The organism is Pseudomonas japonica (assembly GCF_900188455.1).
Lineage (GTDB): Bacteria > Pseudomonadota > Gammaproteobacteria > Pseudomonadales > Pseudomonadaceae > Aquipseudomonas > Aquipseudomonas japonica.
The window spans coordinates 43952-61748 of record NZ_FZOL01000031.1; the positions used below are offsets into that span (position 1 = coordinate 43952).

The 17797-nt window shown below is 64.9% G+C and carries 4 protein-coding genes; 3 read left to right on the plus strand and 1 reads right to left on the minus strand.

Going from position 1 to position 17797, the window contains the following annotated elements:
* Positions 1 to 7: 7 nt before the first annotated feature.
* The gene (locus CHB99_RS26840; RefSeq protein ID WP_042128992.1) at positions 8 to 1189 is read right to left on the minus strand and encodes a tetratricopeptide repeat protein; all 1182 of its coding nucleotides are present in this window, start codon (positions 1187 to 1189) and stop codon (positions 8 to 10) included.
* A gap of 222 nt (positions 1190 to 1411) precedes the next feature.
* On the opposite strand from CHB99_RS26840, the gene CHB99_RS26845 reads away from it, so the two are divergent.
* The 3 genes from CHB99_RS26845 to CHB99_RS26855 form a co-directional block, all read left to right on the plus strand.
* The gene (locus CHB99_RS26845; RefSeq protein WP_042128991.1) at positions 1412 to 12295 is read left to right on the plus strand and encodes a LysM peptidoglycan-binding domain-containing protein; all 10884 of its coding nucleotides are present in this window, start codon (positions 1412 to 1414) and stop codon (positions 12293 to 12295) included.
* Positions 12295 to 13011: a hypothetical protein gene (locus CHB99_RS26850; RefSeq protein ID WP_042128989.1), complete on the plus strand. Its 717-nt coding sequence runs from the start codon at positions 12295 to 12297 to the stop codon at positions 13009 to 13011. The genes CHB99_RS26845 and CHB99_RS26850 overlap by 1 nt, the downstream gene beginning before the upstream one ends.
* 379 nt (positions 13012 to 13390) lie before the next feature.
* On the plus strand, positions 13391 to 17797 hold a 4407-nt coding region (locus CHB99_RS26855), incomplete at its 3' end, for an RHS repeat domain-containing protein (protein ID WP_089266688.1).

A 17797-nucleotide genomic window follows, 5' to 3' on the forward strand; every position in this document is an offset into this window, starting at 1 on the left:
GCGCGGTTCAATGGTGATCGGGGCGTGCCGGCCCGCGGTTGTCCTGATGTTCGCGCAGCCAGCGTTCGAGCAGGATCTGGCCGCTGTTGTGGCCGTCGGGCGAGGTTTTCGCCAGGACCTGGCGGACCAGGTCGGCGGCTTCCTCGGCTTTGCCCGCGCGCTGCAGGAGCAGCATCTCGGCATAGCGCGCGCCGAGGCCGTCGGGGTTGAGCTTGAGCGCGCGGCGAATGCCGAAACGACCTTCCTCTTCCAGGCCGTCCATGATGTCGACCACCGCCAGGCCACCATGGGTCTCGCCGAAGTTGCGGTCCAGCTCATAGGACTTGAGCAGGGCTTCGCGCGCTGCGTGGCTGTCGTTGCGCAGGATGTGAATCCAGGCCAGCAGGTGCCAGGTACCGATATGGTCCGGCATGAACTCGACCGCCTGGCGCAGGTGTTGCAGCGCCTGGTCGAACTGCAGTTCGTTGAACTCCAGCTGGCCCAGGCCGGACCAGGCACGTCCGCATTGCGGGTGGGCCTGGACCGTGTGCTGCCAGGCACTGCGCGAGCCGGCGATGTCGCGCTGTTCGAAATGCGCCGACGCGCAGGCGATCAGGGCGTCGAGCTGGTCGGGTGCATCGACCAGCACATCCCGGGCCAGGCGCAGCGCGCCATCGAGGTCGTCGTTCTCGTAGCGCAGCAGGGCCAGCAGGCCGCGTGCTTCGTTGCTGTCCGGTTCCTGCTGCAGCGCCTGCTCGACCAGTGGCTCGGCCTCTTCGGTCAGTTCCTGATGGTGCAGGGCGCGGGCGTGCAGGAGCAGGGCGGCGCTGCTGTCCTGCGGGCCGGCGTGGCGGGCGAACAGGTCGGCGGTGCCGACGTAGTCGCCGCTGTAGAAGTGCGCGAAGGCGGCGTTGTAGATCACCGCCGGATGCTCGATGCCGGCGTTGACTGCCTTGTCGCCATACGCCGCCGCCGTGCCGAAGTCATGGGCCTGCAGGGCCAGGTGCAGGGCCAGGGCGCAGAGCTGTGGTGTGTCGACGTGGTGTTGTTCGAGGTGATCGAGCAGGCGCTTGCCGTTGCTCAGGTCACCGGTCTCGATCGCCAGGTTCAGGGCATCCGCCAGCAATGCCGGGTTGGTCGGGTCGTGGCTGAGAAAGCCCAGCAGACGGACAAGGCGGTCGTGCTGTGGGGCAGGGGTATCGGTGGTCATGGTCCTGGCTTCCGGGCAAACGGCAGGCGGCGATTATTGCCGCGCGGCGGGCTGTCTGTCATGTCCGGAAGGGCAAATCGGTACGGGCGACAGAATATTTTTCCTTACCCCTAAACCTTTCGCCGAATTCGCGCATGACGCTCTCAGAGAGGCTGCTTCGACAAGGCGGCCAGGGAATTCCGGGGCGCCCATCACGGCCTGGCGAAACAAGGAACAGGAACAATGGTTGCAGTCGTTTCCGGCAATGGGCTGGGGTTGTTCAACACCTCGCTGAATATCCTCGGTGCAGGCGCGGGTTCGTTCGGGCAGGGAACGCTGGGACAGGCCGGGGGCAAGGCCTGGGTCAATGCCAGCAGCGGCAACCTGATCCTGCGTTTCACCGACGAGCAACTGGCCGGACTCGGCCAGGACCTGTTCCACACCCGCACCTACAACACCCAGGGCGCATTGAGCGACGCCGACGCCGATGGCTGGCGCTGGGACGGCGAGCGGCGCCTGGTCCTCGCCGGCACGGCCCTTGCCGTCGGCAGCAGCCTGACCCGCACCACCGGCGACGGCCACCAGACGACCTACGTCTGGAATGGCACGCGTTACCAGTCTTCCGAGGGCGATGGCGCCCACGACTTCATCCAGTGGGATGCGCAGAGCCGCGAGTGGTACTGGACCGACGGTTCGACGCGCAGCATCGAGCGTTACAACGGCAGCAACGGCCTGCTCGCCTCGGTGCGCGATGGCAACGGCACGCTGATCACCTACGGCTACCAGAACGACAAGCTGAGCAGCGTCAGCGACAGCTCCGGGCAGGCGCTGCTGATGGTCTACAACGCCGCCGGCAAGCTGGAGCGAGTGGACACCCGAGCAGTGGCGAATGGACCGCTGAGCCGCCAGGTCTACTACGAATACGATGCCGCCGGCCGCCTGACGCGGGTACAGACCGACCTCACCCCCGACGACAACAGCATCAGCGATGGCAACGTCTACGCCACCCGCTACACCTACGACGGCAGCAGTTTCCGCATCGCCAGCATCAGCCAGAGCGACGGCAGCACGGCGAGCTTCAGCTATGAGCTGGTGGGTAGCGAGTACCGGGTCAAGACGGTCACCGACCTGTCCGGCACCACCACCTTCAGCTACGACCTGGCCAGTCGTCGCACGGCGGTGCGCAATGCCCTGGGCCAGGAGTGGGGATATGTCCACGATGCCAAGGGACAGTTGACGGCCGTCCAGTCGCCCGCGGAAAACGGCCTGGTGTTCCAGACCGCCTACAGCTACGACGCCGACGGCAATGTCATTCGGGTCAACAGCAACGGCAGCGTGCTCAGTTACGCCTACGACGAGCGCGGCAACCGGATTCTCGAACGCGACCCGCTGGGCGTGACCGTGACCCGGGTGTTCAGTGCCGGCAACCAGTTGCTCAACGAGATCCGCTACAGCCTGCCGGCGACCTGGAATACCACCAGCGGCAGCTGGGACGAGCCGCCGGCTACCTCGGCCCAGGTCACCCGTTATGTCTACGACGCGGCCGAGCGTCTGCGCTTCGTCGTCGGCGCTGCCGGCAATGTGCTGGAGTACCGTTACGACGCCAGGGGGCTGCGCACCCAGGAAATTGCCTATGGCGATCTCGTCTATCCGCTCGCCAGCCTGACGCCCGCGGCGACCCTCGGCGAGGCCGGGCTGAGCGCCTGGGCGGCGGCGCGGGACATGACCCGGGCGCGGATCGTCGGGATGACCTACGACTACCGCGGCAACCTCAACCGGCGCGTGCTCCACGCCACGGCGGATGCCAGCGGCAATGGCGTGATCGATGCCGCGGCGGAGATCACCGAGTATGTCTACAGCGCCCATGGGCAATTGCTGCAGACCCTGGCCGTGCGTGGCAGCGCACGGACCAGCAAGGTGCTGCTCGGTTCGACGACCTATGACGGCATGGGCCGGGTGCTGGGCCAGATGGACGCAGACGGCACCCGTACCACGGTCTATGACGGCAGCAAACGCAGCATCGCGGTCACCACGGCCAGCGGCCTGACCCTGACCCAGCTCTACGACACCCAAGGGCGCCTGATCGCCATTCAGGAAACCGCCGCCGCCACGACCTCGCGCAGCACCCGCTATTACTATGACGCCGCCGGGCGCCTGAGCATGAAGCAGGATGCCGCCGGGGTGCGCAGCTATCTGTTCTACGACACGCTTGGCCGGCTCGCGGCGGAAGTCGACGGAACGGGCAGCGTCACCCGGTATACCTACAACGCGAATGACCAGCGCCTGACGGAGTTGCGCTACGCCACCCAGGTCGACACCAGCGCCTGGTTCGACGGCAGCACGGTGACGGTTGCCCTGGCGCAGGTGCTTCCGGCGGCCAGTTCGGCCGACCGCCAGACCCGCTTCACCTACGACAAGGCCGGACGGCTGGCCAGCAGCATCGACGCTGTCGGCACGCCGACCAGCTATGCCTACGACGGTCGCGGTCAACTGGTTCGCCAGCAGACCGGTGAGCGGGTGACCCGCACCTTCTACGACGCCGCTGGCCGTCAGGCGGGACAACTGGACAGCGAGGGCTTCCTGCGGGAGAACCGCTACAACGCTGCCGGCCAACTGCAGCAGGTCATCCGCTATGCCGCTGTGACCAATGCCGCGCTGCGTGCCGGTGGCAGTCTGGCTGAACTGCGTCCAGGCAGTGCGGGCCTGAGCAGCTGGTATTTCTACGATGGCGCGGGGCGGCAGATCGGCAGCGTCGATGAGCGTCAGTTCGTCAGTGAAACGGTCTATGACGAGGCCGGCAATGTCCGCAAGAGCATCATCTATGCCCGGGCCTACAGCGCCGCGCTGAATGCGACGAGCAGTTTCGCCACGGTCCGTGCTGCCGTGATCGACGGTGGCAGTCAGGTGCTGACCACGGCCTATGACGCGCTTGGCCGGGTGTCCCGACGCACCGCGGCGGACGGCACGCTGACCACCTTCGAGTACGACGCCGGCGGCCGCCTGGTGCGCGAGACCGCAGCCGCCGGTACCAGCGAGGAGCGCAGCGTGCGCACCCGCTACGATGTCTACGGGCAGACCCTCGGCAAGCTGCTGGGCGAGGCCTCGACGCGGATCACCGCGGGCATGAGCGAGGCGCAGATCGCCGCCGTCTACAGCCAGTACGGCATGACCTGGAGCTACGATGCGTCAGGTCGGGTCGCCAGCGTCAGCGACGCCATGGGCAACCGCACGCTGTCGTTCTACGATGCCGCCGGCCGCCTGACCCGGGTGATCAATGCGCTCGGCGAGGTCAGCGAAACGAAGTACAACGCCTTCGGCGATGCCGTCGAGCGCACGCAGCTGGGCAGTCGTCTCGCCGGCGCCAGTCTGGCGGCGCTCAGTGGCGGTCCGCAGAATGTCGCCCTGGACAACCTGGTGGCGGCCATCCGCAACGCCAGCATCGACAGTCGCACTACCCATACCTACGACAGGCGCGGCCTGCTGCTGACCAGCATCGATGCCGAAGGCATCAGCACCACCCAGCAGTACGACCAGTACGGCCAGGTGCTGAAGCAGATCCGCGTCATCGCCTCCGGAAGAACGGTGACCACCGCCTTCGCCTACGACCTGCGCGGCGAGCGGATCAGTCAGACCCGCGACGCCGGCGGCCTGAACCTGACCTCCAGCAGCAGCTACGATGCCTATGGACGGCTGATCGGCAGCGTCGATGCGACGGGTGCTGCCAGTACCACGCAATACCTGGACAACGGTCGCACCATCGTGACTCGCGACTCGCTGAACCGCACCCGGCGCAGCGAGTTCGATGCCTTGGGACGAGTGCTCAAGGAGGTCGATGCCCTCGGTCAGGCCACGCTGTACAGCTATGACGATGCCAGTCGCAGCATGCTCGTCACCCTCGCCGACGGTGCGCAGATCAGTACCTGGAAGACCCGTCACGGCGAGACCCTCAAGGTGGCCAACGGCAACGGCGAGGTCACCCAGTACGAATACAATCGCGACGGCCAACTGGTCCGGACCCTGAATGCCCTGGGCCAGGTGGCCGAAATCAGGCGCTACGACAAGGCCGCGCGGCTCAGTGAAAGTGTCGATGCCAGAGGGGTGGTGACGCGTCTGGACTACGATGCGGCCAACCGGGTGGTCCAGCGCAGCGTCGACCCGACGGGCCTCAATCTGCGCACGACCTACGAGTTCGATACGTCCGGGCGCCAGGTGCGGGTGGTGGAAAACGCCGGCACCCCCTCGACCCGGATCACCGAATACCGCTATGACCGCAAGGGGCAGCTCAAGCAGAGCATCGTCGATCCGGCGGGGCAGAAGCTCAGCACCAGCTACAGCTACGACGGCACCGGGAATCTGCTCAGCGTGAGCCTGGGCACCGTGGCCAGCCCGGCCCAGCGGGTCACCCAGTACCTCTTCGACAACCTCGGCCGGCGCCTTGAAGAACGCGTCGATCCGCAAGGCCTGAACCTGCGTACCCAGTACCAGTACGACGCCGAAGGCCGGGTCTCGCGCAAGATCGATGCCGCTGGCGGCATCACCGACTACGTGCATGACCAGGCCGGACAGCTGCGCTTTACCGTGGATGCCCTGGGCTATGTCAGCGAGCGGATCTACGATGCGGCGGGCAACCTGGCCCAGGAGATCCGTTACACCAACAAGCTGCAGGGCGCGCGGGATGTCGCGACGCTGCAGATGCTCCTGGCGCCCGCGGCCAGCAATACCCTCAAGCCCACCCTCGTCGGCGCCGGGGATCATCGCACCCGTTACCTCTACGATGCCGTCGGCCGCCTGAAAAGCCTGGTCGATCCGGCCGGCTACAGCGAGTCCTACAGCTACGATGCCGCCGGCAACCGCATCAGCCTGGTCAACAAGAACGGCCAGGTCTGGAACTATCGCTACGACAAGCTCGGCCGGCTGTTCGAGGAAATCACGCCAGTGGTTTCGGTCGACAGGATCGACAACGCGGGCACGGTCACCCGGCAGGCCGCGGTGCTGGTCACCCGCTATGCCTACGACGGCCTCGGCAACATCCTCAGTCGCAGTGAAGGCCGTCTGCGCGCCAGCGCCAGCAGCGACCCGGCGCTGGACGATGTGAGCCAGGCGCGGACCAGCAGCTACGCCTACGACGCCCTCGGCCGCCAGGTGCGGATCACCAGCCCGGGCTGGTACAACAAGGCCACTGCTCAGTACCAGCAGGGTTCCGACGGCACCGCCAATACCTTCCAGGTCACCACCGAGGTCACTTACGACGGCCTCGGCAATGCCGTGCGCAATCGCGTGCGAATCAACAACAGCGGTGTGCTCGCCAACGATTATGTCGACAGCTACAAGGCCTACGACGTGCTCGGTCGGGTGCGCTACGAGGTGGACGCGCTCAAGGGCGTGACGGCCTATGAGTACAACGCCTTCGGCCAGGTCACCCTGACCCGCCGGCATGCCTCGGCATTGAATGCCGCGGTGCCCGCCAGCGGCTATTACCAACTGGCCGACTTCACTGCCACGACGCTGCCCGCCAGCGCCGGCAACGACCGTACCCTGATCACCCGCTACGACCGTATCGGGCGCAAGAGCGAGGTGCAGCAGGACTTCGTCAGCCTCTACAGCTTCACCGGCAATGTCGCCACGTCGGCGCTGAAGACGGTCGCACCGACCCGTGTCTACAGCTACAACGCCCTTGGCCAGGTGACGCGCGAAACCCTGGTGGCGCGAGACAGCACGGGCGCCTCGGTGCTGGAGCAGATCGCCACGACCCATTACTACGACCCGGCCGGGCAGCGTATCGGCAGCGTGGATGCGCTGGGCTACTACACGCGGATGGAGTACGACGGCAACGGCAACGTCACGCGCCAGGTCGAATACGCCACGGCGCTGGCCAACTGGAGCGAGGCGGCCCTGCCGACGCCTGCGGGCAATGCCGGGGATCGCAGCCTGCGCTTCGTCTACGATGCCGCGGACCGTCTGGTGCAAACCGTTCAGGAGAAGGTCAGCTACTGGCAGCAGAGCTTCGCCGCCAATGCCACTCGGGCCACCATGACCCTGGTCAAGGGCGATGTGCTGGTGAGTCGCAGCAGCTACGATGGCGTCGGCAATGTGCGGACCCTGACCGATGCCGCGGGCAACGTCACCAGCACCGAATACAACGCCCTCGGCCAGGTGACGAAGGTCACCGAGCCGGTGCGGGCCACGGCCAGGGCGGGGGTTGCCAACCCGTTCGAGACACCGGTGTCCGCTGCGCCGACCATCCAGTACGGGGTCAATGCCTTCGGCCAGGTAGTCAACGAGCAGCGCAGCGCCGGGGCAGGGCAGGTCGGTCTGCCGCAGATCACCCGCAGCCTGTACGACGCCGCCGGCCATCTGCTGCGCGAGTACGACGCCGGCGGTTCCGCGCAGAACTTCAAGGTGGACGTCGCCGGCCGCCGTCTGGAAGAGACCCGCGTGATCAGCAGCAGCCTGGCCGGCTGGCTCAACAACAACCAGACCCTGCGGCGCAGCTACAGCTATGACCGTCTGGGCCAGCAACTGGGGACCACGGACTGGTACACCGACAACGGTGTGCAGAAGAGCACCAGCAATACGGTGACCTACAACCTGTTCGGCGAAATCACCGCCGAGCTGCTCAACGGCAATGCCAAGGCCCGCTACGAGTACAACCGGGTCGGCCAGGTGACCAGGCAGACCAATGCCCAGGGTGTGACCCAGGTCGACTACGACCTGAGTGGCAAGGCCAGTCGCAGTGCCCAGTTGGGCAACCTGGCGACAGCGGCCGACGATCGCGTCACCTATATCCGCAACGACTTGCTGGGGCGGGCGCTGGAACAGCATCTGCCGGCCTTCGAGGCCAACGTCAACGTCGATACCCTGAACAGCCTCAACCTGACCCTGACCACGCCGATCATTCGCCTGAGCAACGATCGCTGGGGCAATGTGCTGAGTCGCACCGATACCCGTGGCAAGGTCACCACCTACAGCTATGACCACAACAACCGGCTGCTCGCCGAGACCCTGCCGGTCACCGATATCCTGCGCGAGAACGGCACCAGCTACCGTGCCAGCCTGGTCCACGAGAAGCGTTACGACGCGCTGGGCCAGTTGATCGAGGAAGCGGACCTGGTCGGCGCCACCCTGTTGCGCACCCGTCAGCACGTCTACAACCAGGCCGGCGACCTGGTGCGGGACATCGATGCACTGGGTGTTTCGCGCTACTACGCGGTGGATGCCCACGGCAACCGGGTTGGTACCCGCGATCCTCTGGGCGTGGTGACCTACGACGAGTACGACGCCATGGACCGGCATACCCGGCATGGCGTCGTGCGCAACGGGCAGAAGGTCGTCCAGCTGACCAACCAGTACGACCAGGCCGGGCGCCTGTATGCCGAGATCACGGGCGCGACCACGGTGACCGAGACCCTCACCAGCACGGCGAATGCCGACGGCAGCAGCACCCTCGCCGGGGTGGCGGGGAACACGCGCTTCACCCTGTTCGACGAGCGCGGCAATATCGTGCGCACCCGCAACGAGTCGAACATCCAGAAGACCTTCGTGTTCAGCGAGGCCAACCGCAAGGTGGCGGAGATCGACGGGCTGGGCAACAGCCTGACCTGGACGTACAACGAGGCGGACTACGGACGTATGACGGTGCGCACGGACCTGTCGAAGCAGACGTTCAATTACGCGTACAACGCGTTCGGGCAGGTGTCGAAGGAAATCAACCCGGCCTATTACCAGGGCGAGCTCATTTCAAGTTACCAGAGGACGTACGACTACTACGGCAACGGGCTGCTGAAGAGCATCCGCGACGAGCAGGTCGGTTCGCTCATGGGGGATACCCAATGGTCGGTGGAAAGCTACCAGTATGATCAGGCCGGACAGCGCCTGCGCGAATCCAGCCAGTCCTACTACAAGAACACGCTGGTGTTCTGGATCGAAGCTTCCAGCCAGACCGACCGGCGTTTCAAGTTCGATGAGCTCGGACGTCTCAAGGAAGTCAAGGCGCCAGCGGGTCAGGAAATCGTCGGTTTCATGCCGTTCTCGGCGGGTACCGGCCGTGTCGATGCCCTGAGATACGACTATGACGAACTGGGCAACCGGCGTCGGGCGTACATGGACACCACCAACCAGTCCGGCGGCAGAACGGTCATCGATGACTGGTACCGGTACGACCTGGAGGGGCGGGTGCTCGTCGGAAAGGGCTATCAGAGCAATGGCCAGGTGCTCGCGGGCAAGGCCAAGGGCTATGCGGTTGCCTATGACGCCGCCGGCAGAAGGCTGTCCTCCGAAGAGTGGAGCGCCTCGATCGCCGGTGGTGAGCGCTATGCCCGCAGCACCTACAGCTACAACGACATGGGCCAGGTGCTGGAGGCCCGCAGCGGGCTGGTGACCCGTGCCGCCGGTGCCGATGCCTCTGCCGCGGTACTGGGCGCGGACCCGGAAAAGGTCCTGTTCAGAACGACCTACGACGAGCTGGGTAACCGCTCCAGCCAGATGTCCTACACCAACAACGTTGCGACAGAACGCACCACCTACCGCTTCCGTGGCGACGGGCAGATGATCAGCCAGGTGGTGGCGAAGATATCCGCTGGCGCCGAGCTGAAGACCCAGGCCAACTATTTCGGCGAAGCCGGGATGATCGACGCCGCCGGCAACCAGGCGTCCTATCGCTATGTGGTGTATGGGGCCAATGGCGTATCCGTCAGCTACAGAGGTAAATACGTCCGCACGTTCGCGCTGTTCGATACCTACAAGGAACAGAACATCGAGGTGACCACCAATCTTTCCAGCACGCCAGGCTGGAACAGCACCAGTTTCGATGTGCGTGGAAATGCGACGGGGGTGATGACCTACAACGGCTCGATCCTCAATCAGGGCTTTGCCGCGAACAAGGAAGGGCTGCTGACGGCGCGACAGGGCACCGACTATCAGCGCACGCAGAGCTACCTCTATTACCAGGGGGCGGCGCTGGCCAACTACGGCAACCTCAGTGCGGCGCAGATCACCGATACCCTGACGCCCGTCTCCGAGGAGTATCCGAGCCGTACCGCCGGCAATTACGTGGTCAGCCAGGGCGACACCCTGGCCAGCATCGCCCAGGCGGTCTGGGGCGATTCGAAGATGTGGTACCTGATCGCCGATGCCAACGGTATCGATCCGTCCAAGGCGCTGGTCGCTGGCGATAGCATCCGGATTCCCAACGTCGTCAGCAGTACCCACAACGACGCCACTACCTTCAAGCCTTACAACGCCAGCGACGTGATTGGTGATACCACGCCGACCCCGGTATTCCCGCCACCGCCCAAGCCGAAGAAAAAGAAATGCGGCGGCATCGCCGCCGTAGTGATGGTCGTGGTAGCGGTCGTGGTCGCGGTCTATACCGCCGGTGCGGGCGCGGCGGCATTCGCCTCCGCGTCGTCGGCAACCGTCGGTGCCGCGGGCGGTTATGCAGCGGTCGGGACCGCGGCGCTGACCGGTGGGGCGATCACCGGTATCAGCACCGGGGCCCTGGTGGGCGGAGCGATCGTTGGCGCTGCCGCGGGGAGTGCGGCGGCGCAATTGGCCGGCATGGCCATGGGCGCGGTCGATCAGTTTTCCTGGCGGCAGGTGGCAGCCAGCGGCTTGACCGCGGGTATTGCGTCTGGCGCCGGGGCGTTGGCCAGGGGCGCCCAGGCCGGGTCCTGGATCAAGACCGCCGCCGAAGTGCTCAAGGGCAAGGATGCGCTGGGCTACACCGCGCTGGGCGTCTTCAACTATGCCAGCAGCCAGGTGGCCAACCGCGTCGTCGGCCTGGACAGCGCCTTCAGCTGGGGCGGGCTGGCCGCCTCGGCGCTGGCGGCCAATATCAGTGGGCAGATCGTCCAGCCCGGGGTGGGCGGCCTGATTCTCAGGGGCCAGGTTGCCGCCCATGCCAATGCCTTCATCAAGGACAAATGGTTCGGTGCCGACAAGCCCGACTATTCCAGCGTCGCGGCGGATGCGTTCGGCAACGTCCTGGCCAACTTCGCCTTCAGCGCCGCCGATACCTTGCGCAAACTGGCAGCGACCGGTTCGGGCTCCCTGGCTTCATCGCTTGCGCAGGGGCCGGTGGTCGAGCTCCCGGCAACCATCATCACCCCGGATCCGCGCGAGCCGTTGTTCGACTTCGATGCTGGCAGCTACCCGTGGTACGCGGTCGGGGCCAGTTCGGACGGTCACGTCTACGACGCCCTGCAGGAGGCGGTGTCGGCCGTCAGCTACAAGAATGTGCTGAACTGGTCCGGCGACGCGCGTACCTCTCTGCATGCTGCGCTCGATCCTTTGGTGGCGGGCGCTGACGGTCCGCTGCAGATGATGTCGTTGCGGGTCGCCCGCGGCGTTTCCAATGCCGCGCTCGACCTGCTCGACAGCTCCGCGGTCATGGCCGGTCTGGTGACCGACACCCAGCTTCGCGGGCAGGCGCTGGAGGGCTTGTCCCAATTGGGTCATGAGGTCTGGAACAATCCTGGCGGAGTGCTCGAGAATACCGTCGATGCGACCGGGCGTTACCTGAGGGAAACCGACGGTGCGCAGATCGCCGAAGACGGTGTGCGCTTCCTGACCGGTACGCTCGCGGGTGGACTCGCCCTGCGCGCGACCACCGATGCCACGGGTGCTGTGGTGCGGGCCGGGGTCAAGTACTATCGCAACTCGGTCTACGTGCCGCCAGCGTTCGCCCCCGGTACCGTTGGGGGCGGGATCTTTATTCCAAGCCTTGGCAAGCGCATCACCACGGTGACCAAGGCCATGAGCGACAGGTTCCAGGGCAATGGTTATCTCGACCCTCGCAGCAACACGCTGGTGGCACCTGCCGCAGGCGAGGTGCTGGCGGTCGATCATATCTTCCCGGTCAGCAGGATCATCGAACTGCCAGGTTTCAAGAACCTGACCCGATCGCAGATGAGGGATATCATTCAAGACCGCGTCGAGCTCGGCAATCTGCAACCGTTGCCTCAGTCATTCAACGCATCGAAGAGTGCGAGACTGGACTGGAAGAGATTCGGCGGCGAAGGCCTGAACGATGAATACCTTGAAAACCTGCAGATTCAGCAACGATTGTTGCGGGAAAGAATCAGTCAGCAGATACAGGTTTTCAACAGACTGAACAACGGAGGACGTTGATGCTTGATAGGGACAGGTACGATCGTGTGTGCTCCAGTGCGGCCGATCTTGACGATGCGCAGCGCCAGCGCCTTGCGGGCACCGTGATCGCCGGGCTGGGCGCATCCGTCAGCGAAATGTTCCCCGGTTTCGCGGCGGCGTTTCCTCGAACGGTAGCGGCCATCGAGCGCGAGTACGCGGTGCCGCTGGTACTGTTCAAGAAACATGCCGGTGTCTGGATGGCCTCCCTGGTGGCTGAAGGGCCTGCGCTGAATCTGTTCTTCGATCTGGTACCGCTGTCGCTGGAAACCGAGGGGCCGGTTTTCGAGGAGAACTGCGCCATGCTGCCGACGGGCTGGAAAGAGCTTTATCGCCATTTCTGGTCATTCGTGCTGACCGAGCGTTCGTACCCGCCCATGGACTGGACGAATTCTCCTTTCTCCTACAGTGGGCGTCTGAGTCTCGAGCGCTATCGGGAACTGCGCGGTGTGAAGAAATCGCTGATCCGGGATTTTGTCGGCCGGACCGGCGCGCAATCCCTGTATTGCTGGCTGTTGACCGATGCAGGGGATGCGCTGTTTCTCGACGAAGGCCAATGTGATGGAAAGCTCTATCACGTGAGCAATGACGACTTCGCCGATTACCGGCTGCTCGAGGATCCGGAAACCGTGCTCGATCATTATCTGGCGCACTATGTAACGACACGCTCGGCGCAAGGGTTTGTGTTCAGGGGCTGACGTGTCTTGATTTGCGGCGGTTGCCTGACTGTTCCTGAACCGCTCTCAAACTCCCGGCATACAGCTCCCAGGGCGCGCAGGGGCAGGCCAGCAGCGGCAACCTGATCCTGCGCTTTACTGACGAACACCTAGCGCAAGAGCGGAGTGCAACAGGACATGGTCAGCCTGTATGCCTTCACCGGCAGCGTCGCCACCTCCAGCACCAAAAGCGTCACCCCGGTCAAGGTCTAGCGCTCTTTGAGCGATCACAAAAAATCACCCACCCCCTAAACCTTTCCCAGAATCCCGGCATACAGCTCCCATAGGGGCTGCCTTCACCGCAGCCAGGATATTTTTGGGGTTGTCCATGACGCCCCGATCGATCAGGGGATCAGGGACAATGGTTGCAGTCGTCGCCGGCAATGGCCTGGGTTTGTTCAACACCTCGCTCAACATCCTCGGCGCCGCCGCGGGTTCGTTCGGCCAGGGCACGCTGGGGCAGGCCGGGGGCAAGGCCTGGGTCAATGCCAGTACCGGCAACCTGATCCTGCGCTTTACCGACGAACAACTCTCCGGCCAGGGACAGGACCTGTTCCACACTCGCACCTACAACACTCTTGGCGCGCTCAACGATGGCGACGGCGATGGCTGGCGCTGGGACGGCGAGCGTCGCGTGATCCTCACCGGCACCGCTCTGGCGGCGGGCAGCAGCCTGACCCGCACCACCGGCGATGGCCATGAAACGGTCTACAACTGGAACGGCACGCGCTATCAGTCGACGGAGGGCGACGGCGCTCACGACTTTATCCAGTGGGATGCGCAGACCAGCGAGTGGTACTGGACCGACGGCTCGACCCGCAGCATCGAGCGTTACAACGGCAGCAGCGGCCTGCTGGTTTCGGTACGCGATACCAGCGGCACGCTGATCACTTACGGCTACCACAATGGCAAGCTGACCAGTGTCAGCGACAGCTCCGGTCAGGCCCTGCTGATGACCTACAACGCTTCCGGCAAGCTGGAGCGGCTGGACACCCGCGAGGTCGCGGGTGGTCCGCTGACCAGCCAGGTGTATTACGACTATGACGGCTATGGACGACTGACCCGGGTCCAAACTGACCTCACCCCGGACGACAACAGCGTCGCCGACGGCAATGTCTACAGCACCACCTACACCTACGACGGCAGCAGTTTCCGAATCGCCAGCATCAGCCAGAGCGACGGCAGCACGGCCAGCTTCACCTACGTGCAGGTGGGCAGCGAGTACCGGGTGAGCACGGTCACCGATGCTTCCGGCACCACCACCTTCAGCTACGACCTGGGCAATCGCCGCACCGGTGTGAAGAACGGGCTGAACCAGGAGTGGGGCTACTACTACGACGAGAAAGGCCAGCTGGCCTATGTCCAGTCGCCCGCGGAAGATGGCCGAATCTTCTACACCGGCTATCTGTACGACGCCGACGGTAACGTCACCCGGGTCACCGATACCCACGGCAATACTGTCAGCTATGCCTACGACGAACGCGGCAATCGTGTTCTCGAGCGCGATCCGAAGGGCGTCACCGTGGCGCGGGTCTTCAACGCCAATAACCAGATGCTCAGCGAGATCCACTACAGCGTGCCGGCCATCTGGAACGCGGCAAACGGCACTTGGAGCGAGCCACCGGCCAGTTCGGCGCAGGTCACCCGCTATGTCTACGACTACGCCGAGCGCCTGCGCTTCGTGGTCAGTGCCACGGGCAGTGTCGTCGAGTACACCTATGAAGCCCGCGGTCTGCGCGCGCAGGAAATCATTCATGGTGCCAACCTCTATCCGGTTGCGGGGACGGCAGATGCCAGCGCGCTCAGCGAGTCGTCCCTGGCGGCCTGGAGCGCGGCGCAGGACCACGCGAAAACCCGTCTGACGGGTTTCAACTACGACTATCGCGGCAATCTGATCCTGCGTGTGGCCTATGCCAATGTCGACGCCAGCGGCAACTGGCTGCTGGACAGCGCGGCCGAGCTGACCCGCTATGTCTACAACGCCCAGGGCCAGCTGTTGCAGACCCTCGCCGGACGCGGGCTGGATCGGGGCACCCAGGTTCTGCTGAGCTCCACCACCTACGACGGCATGGGCCGCGTGCTTGGCCAGATGGACGCCAGCGGCACCCGTACCACGGTCTACAACGGCAGTCAGCGCAGCATCGCGGTCACCACGGCCAGCGGCCTGACCCAGACCCAGCTGTACGACCTCCAGGGGCGCCTGGTCGCCGTCCAGGAAACCGCCGCGGGCGTCGCCTCGCGCAGCATCAGCTATTTCTACGATGCCGCCGGACGCCTGAACATGAGGCAGGACGCCACCGGCGTGCGCACCTTCACCTTCTACGATCAGCTCGGCCGGGTGGGGGCGGAAGTCGATGGGGCCGGCAACGTCACTCGTTACACCTACAACCAGAACGATCAACGCATCACCGAGCTGCGTTACGCCACGCCCGCCGATACCAGTGCCTGGTTCAATGGCACCACGGTCAGCGTGACGCTGGCACAGGTCCTTCCAGGCAGTAATGCGGCAGACCGCCTCACCCAGCTTTCCTATGACCAGGCCGGGCGCCTGGTCGGCAGCACCGATGCCGTAGGTACGCTCACGACGTACACCTATGACGGGCGTGGCCAACTGGTCCGCCAGCAGACCGGTGAACGCATCACCCGCACCTTCTACGACGCCGATGGCCGCCAGGTCGGGCAACTGGATGCCGAAGGCTACCTGCGGGAAAACCTCTACAACGCGGCCGGTCAACTGCAGCAGACGATCCGCTACTCAGGCGTGACCACTGCGGCACTGCGCGCCAACGGCAGTCTGGCCGAGTTGCGTCCGGCCTCGGGTGGTCTGAACACCTGGAGCTTCTACGACGGTGCGGGTCGGCAGATCGGCAGTGTCGACGAAAAGGGCTTCGTCAGCGAGACCGTCTACAACGAAGGCGGCAATGCTCACCAGAGCATTCGCTATTTCACGGCTTACACCGGGGTGCTGAATGCCTCGACCGGGTTCGCTGCGATCCGCGCGACGGTTGCCCCGGGTAGCAGTGAAGCGGTCGTGACCTACTACGACGACCTCGGGCGGGTCTCCCGGCGCGTCGTCGCGGACGGCACCGTGACCACCTTCGAATACGATGCCGCCGGACGCCTGGTTCGCGAGACCTCCGCGGCTGGCACTGCCGAGGAACGCAGCACCCGTACCCGTTACGACGCCTTCGGCCAGACCCTCGGCAAGCTGCTCGGCGAAGCTTCCGGCAAGATCAGCGCCGGCATGAGCGAGGCACAGGTCGCGGCGGTCTACAGCCAGTACGGCATGACCTGGAGCTATGACGCTGCCGGGCGCGTGGCCAGCGTCACCGATGCCATGGGCAATCGCACTCTGTCGTACTACGACAATACCGGTCGCCTGACGCGGGTGATCAACGCGGTCGGCGAAGTCAGCGAGACGAAGTACAACGCCTTCGGCGATGCCGTCGAGCGTACCCAACTGGGCAACCGCCTGGCCGTGGGCACGGTCGCCAGTCTCGGCGGTGGCCTGCAGACCGCCGCCTTGGACAGTCTGGTCGCGGCCATCCGCAATGCCAACCTCGACAGCCGCACCACCCAGGCCTACGACACCCGTGGCCTGCTGCTGAGCAGCATCGATGCCGAGGGCATCAGCACCACGAACCAGTACGACCAATACGGTCAGTTGCTGCGGCAGATCCGCGTGATCGCTGGCGATCGCAAGGTCACCACGGCTTTCGGCTACAACTTGCGGGGGGAGAGGATCAGTCAAACTCGCGATGTCGGGGGGCTCAACCTTACCGACACCACGATGTATGACGCTTTTGGCCGCGTCATCCGCAGCACCGATGCAGCGGGAAACAGCACCAGCACCGACTACCAGGACAATGGCCGCACCGTGGTGGTCCGAGATCCCCTGAACCAGGCCCGCCGCAGTGAGTTCGATGCCTTCGGCCGCACGCTCCGGGAGGTGGACGCCCTCGGTCAAATCACCCAGTACAGCTACGACGACAGCAACCGCAGCGTCACCGTGACGCTGCCCGATGGCACCCGGGTCAGCACCTGGAAGACCCGCCACGGCGAGACGTTGAAGACGGTCAACGGCAAAGGCGACGTCACTCAGTACGAATACAACCGAGAAGGCCAGTTGGTCCGGACCCTCGATGCCCTGGGCCAGGTCGCCGAGGTCAAGCGCTACGACAAGGCCGGGCGCCTGAGCGAGAGCGTGGATGCCCGCGGGATCGTGACGCATCTGGACTACGACGCCGCCAATCGGGTGGTCCAGCGCAGTGTCGACCCGACCGGACTCAATCAGCGCACCACCTATGCGTTCGACACGGCGGGCCGGCAGATCAAGGTAGTGGAGTTCGCCGGTAGCGCTTCGGCACGCACCACCGACTACAGCTATGACCGCAAGGGCCAACTGACCCAGACCGTCGTCGATCCGAACGGACTGCAACTGAGCACCCGCTACAGCTACGACGGCGTGGGCAACGTGCTGCGGATCAGTCAGGGCACGCTGGCGGATCCGCAGCAGCGGGTCACCGACTATGTCTACAACGAGGCCGGGCAGCGTCGGTTCACCGTGGATGCCCTGGGTTACGTCAGCGAGCGCAGCTACGACGCTGCCGGCAATGTCATTGAGGAAACCCGTTACGCCAACAAGCTGCAGGGGCCGCGCGATGCGGTCACGTTGCAGAAGCTGGGCGTCAACCGGCTGGATAACGTCGAGTTCGTCGACGGTGGCAACGGCGTCGCCGCGGGCTGGGGCAGCACCACCTATCAGGTG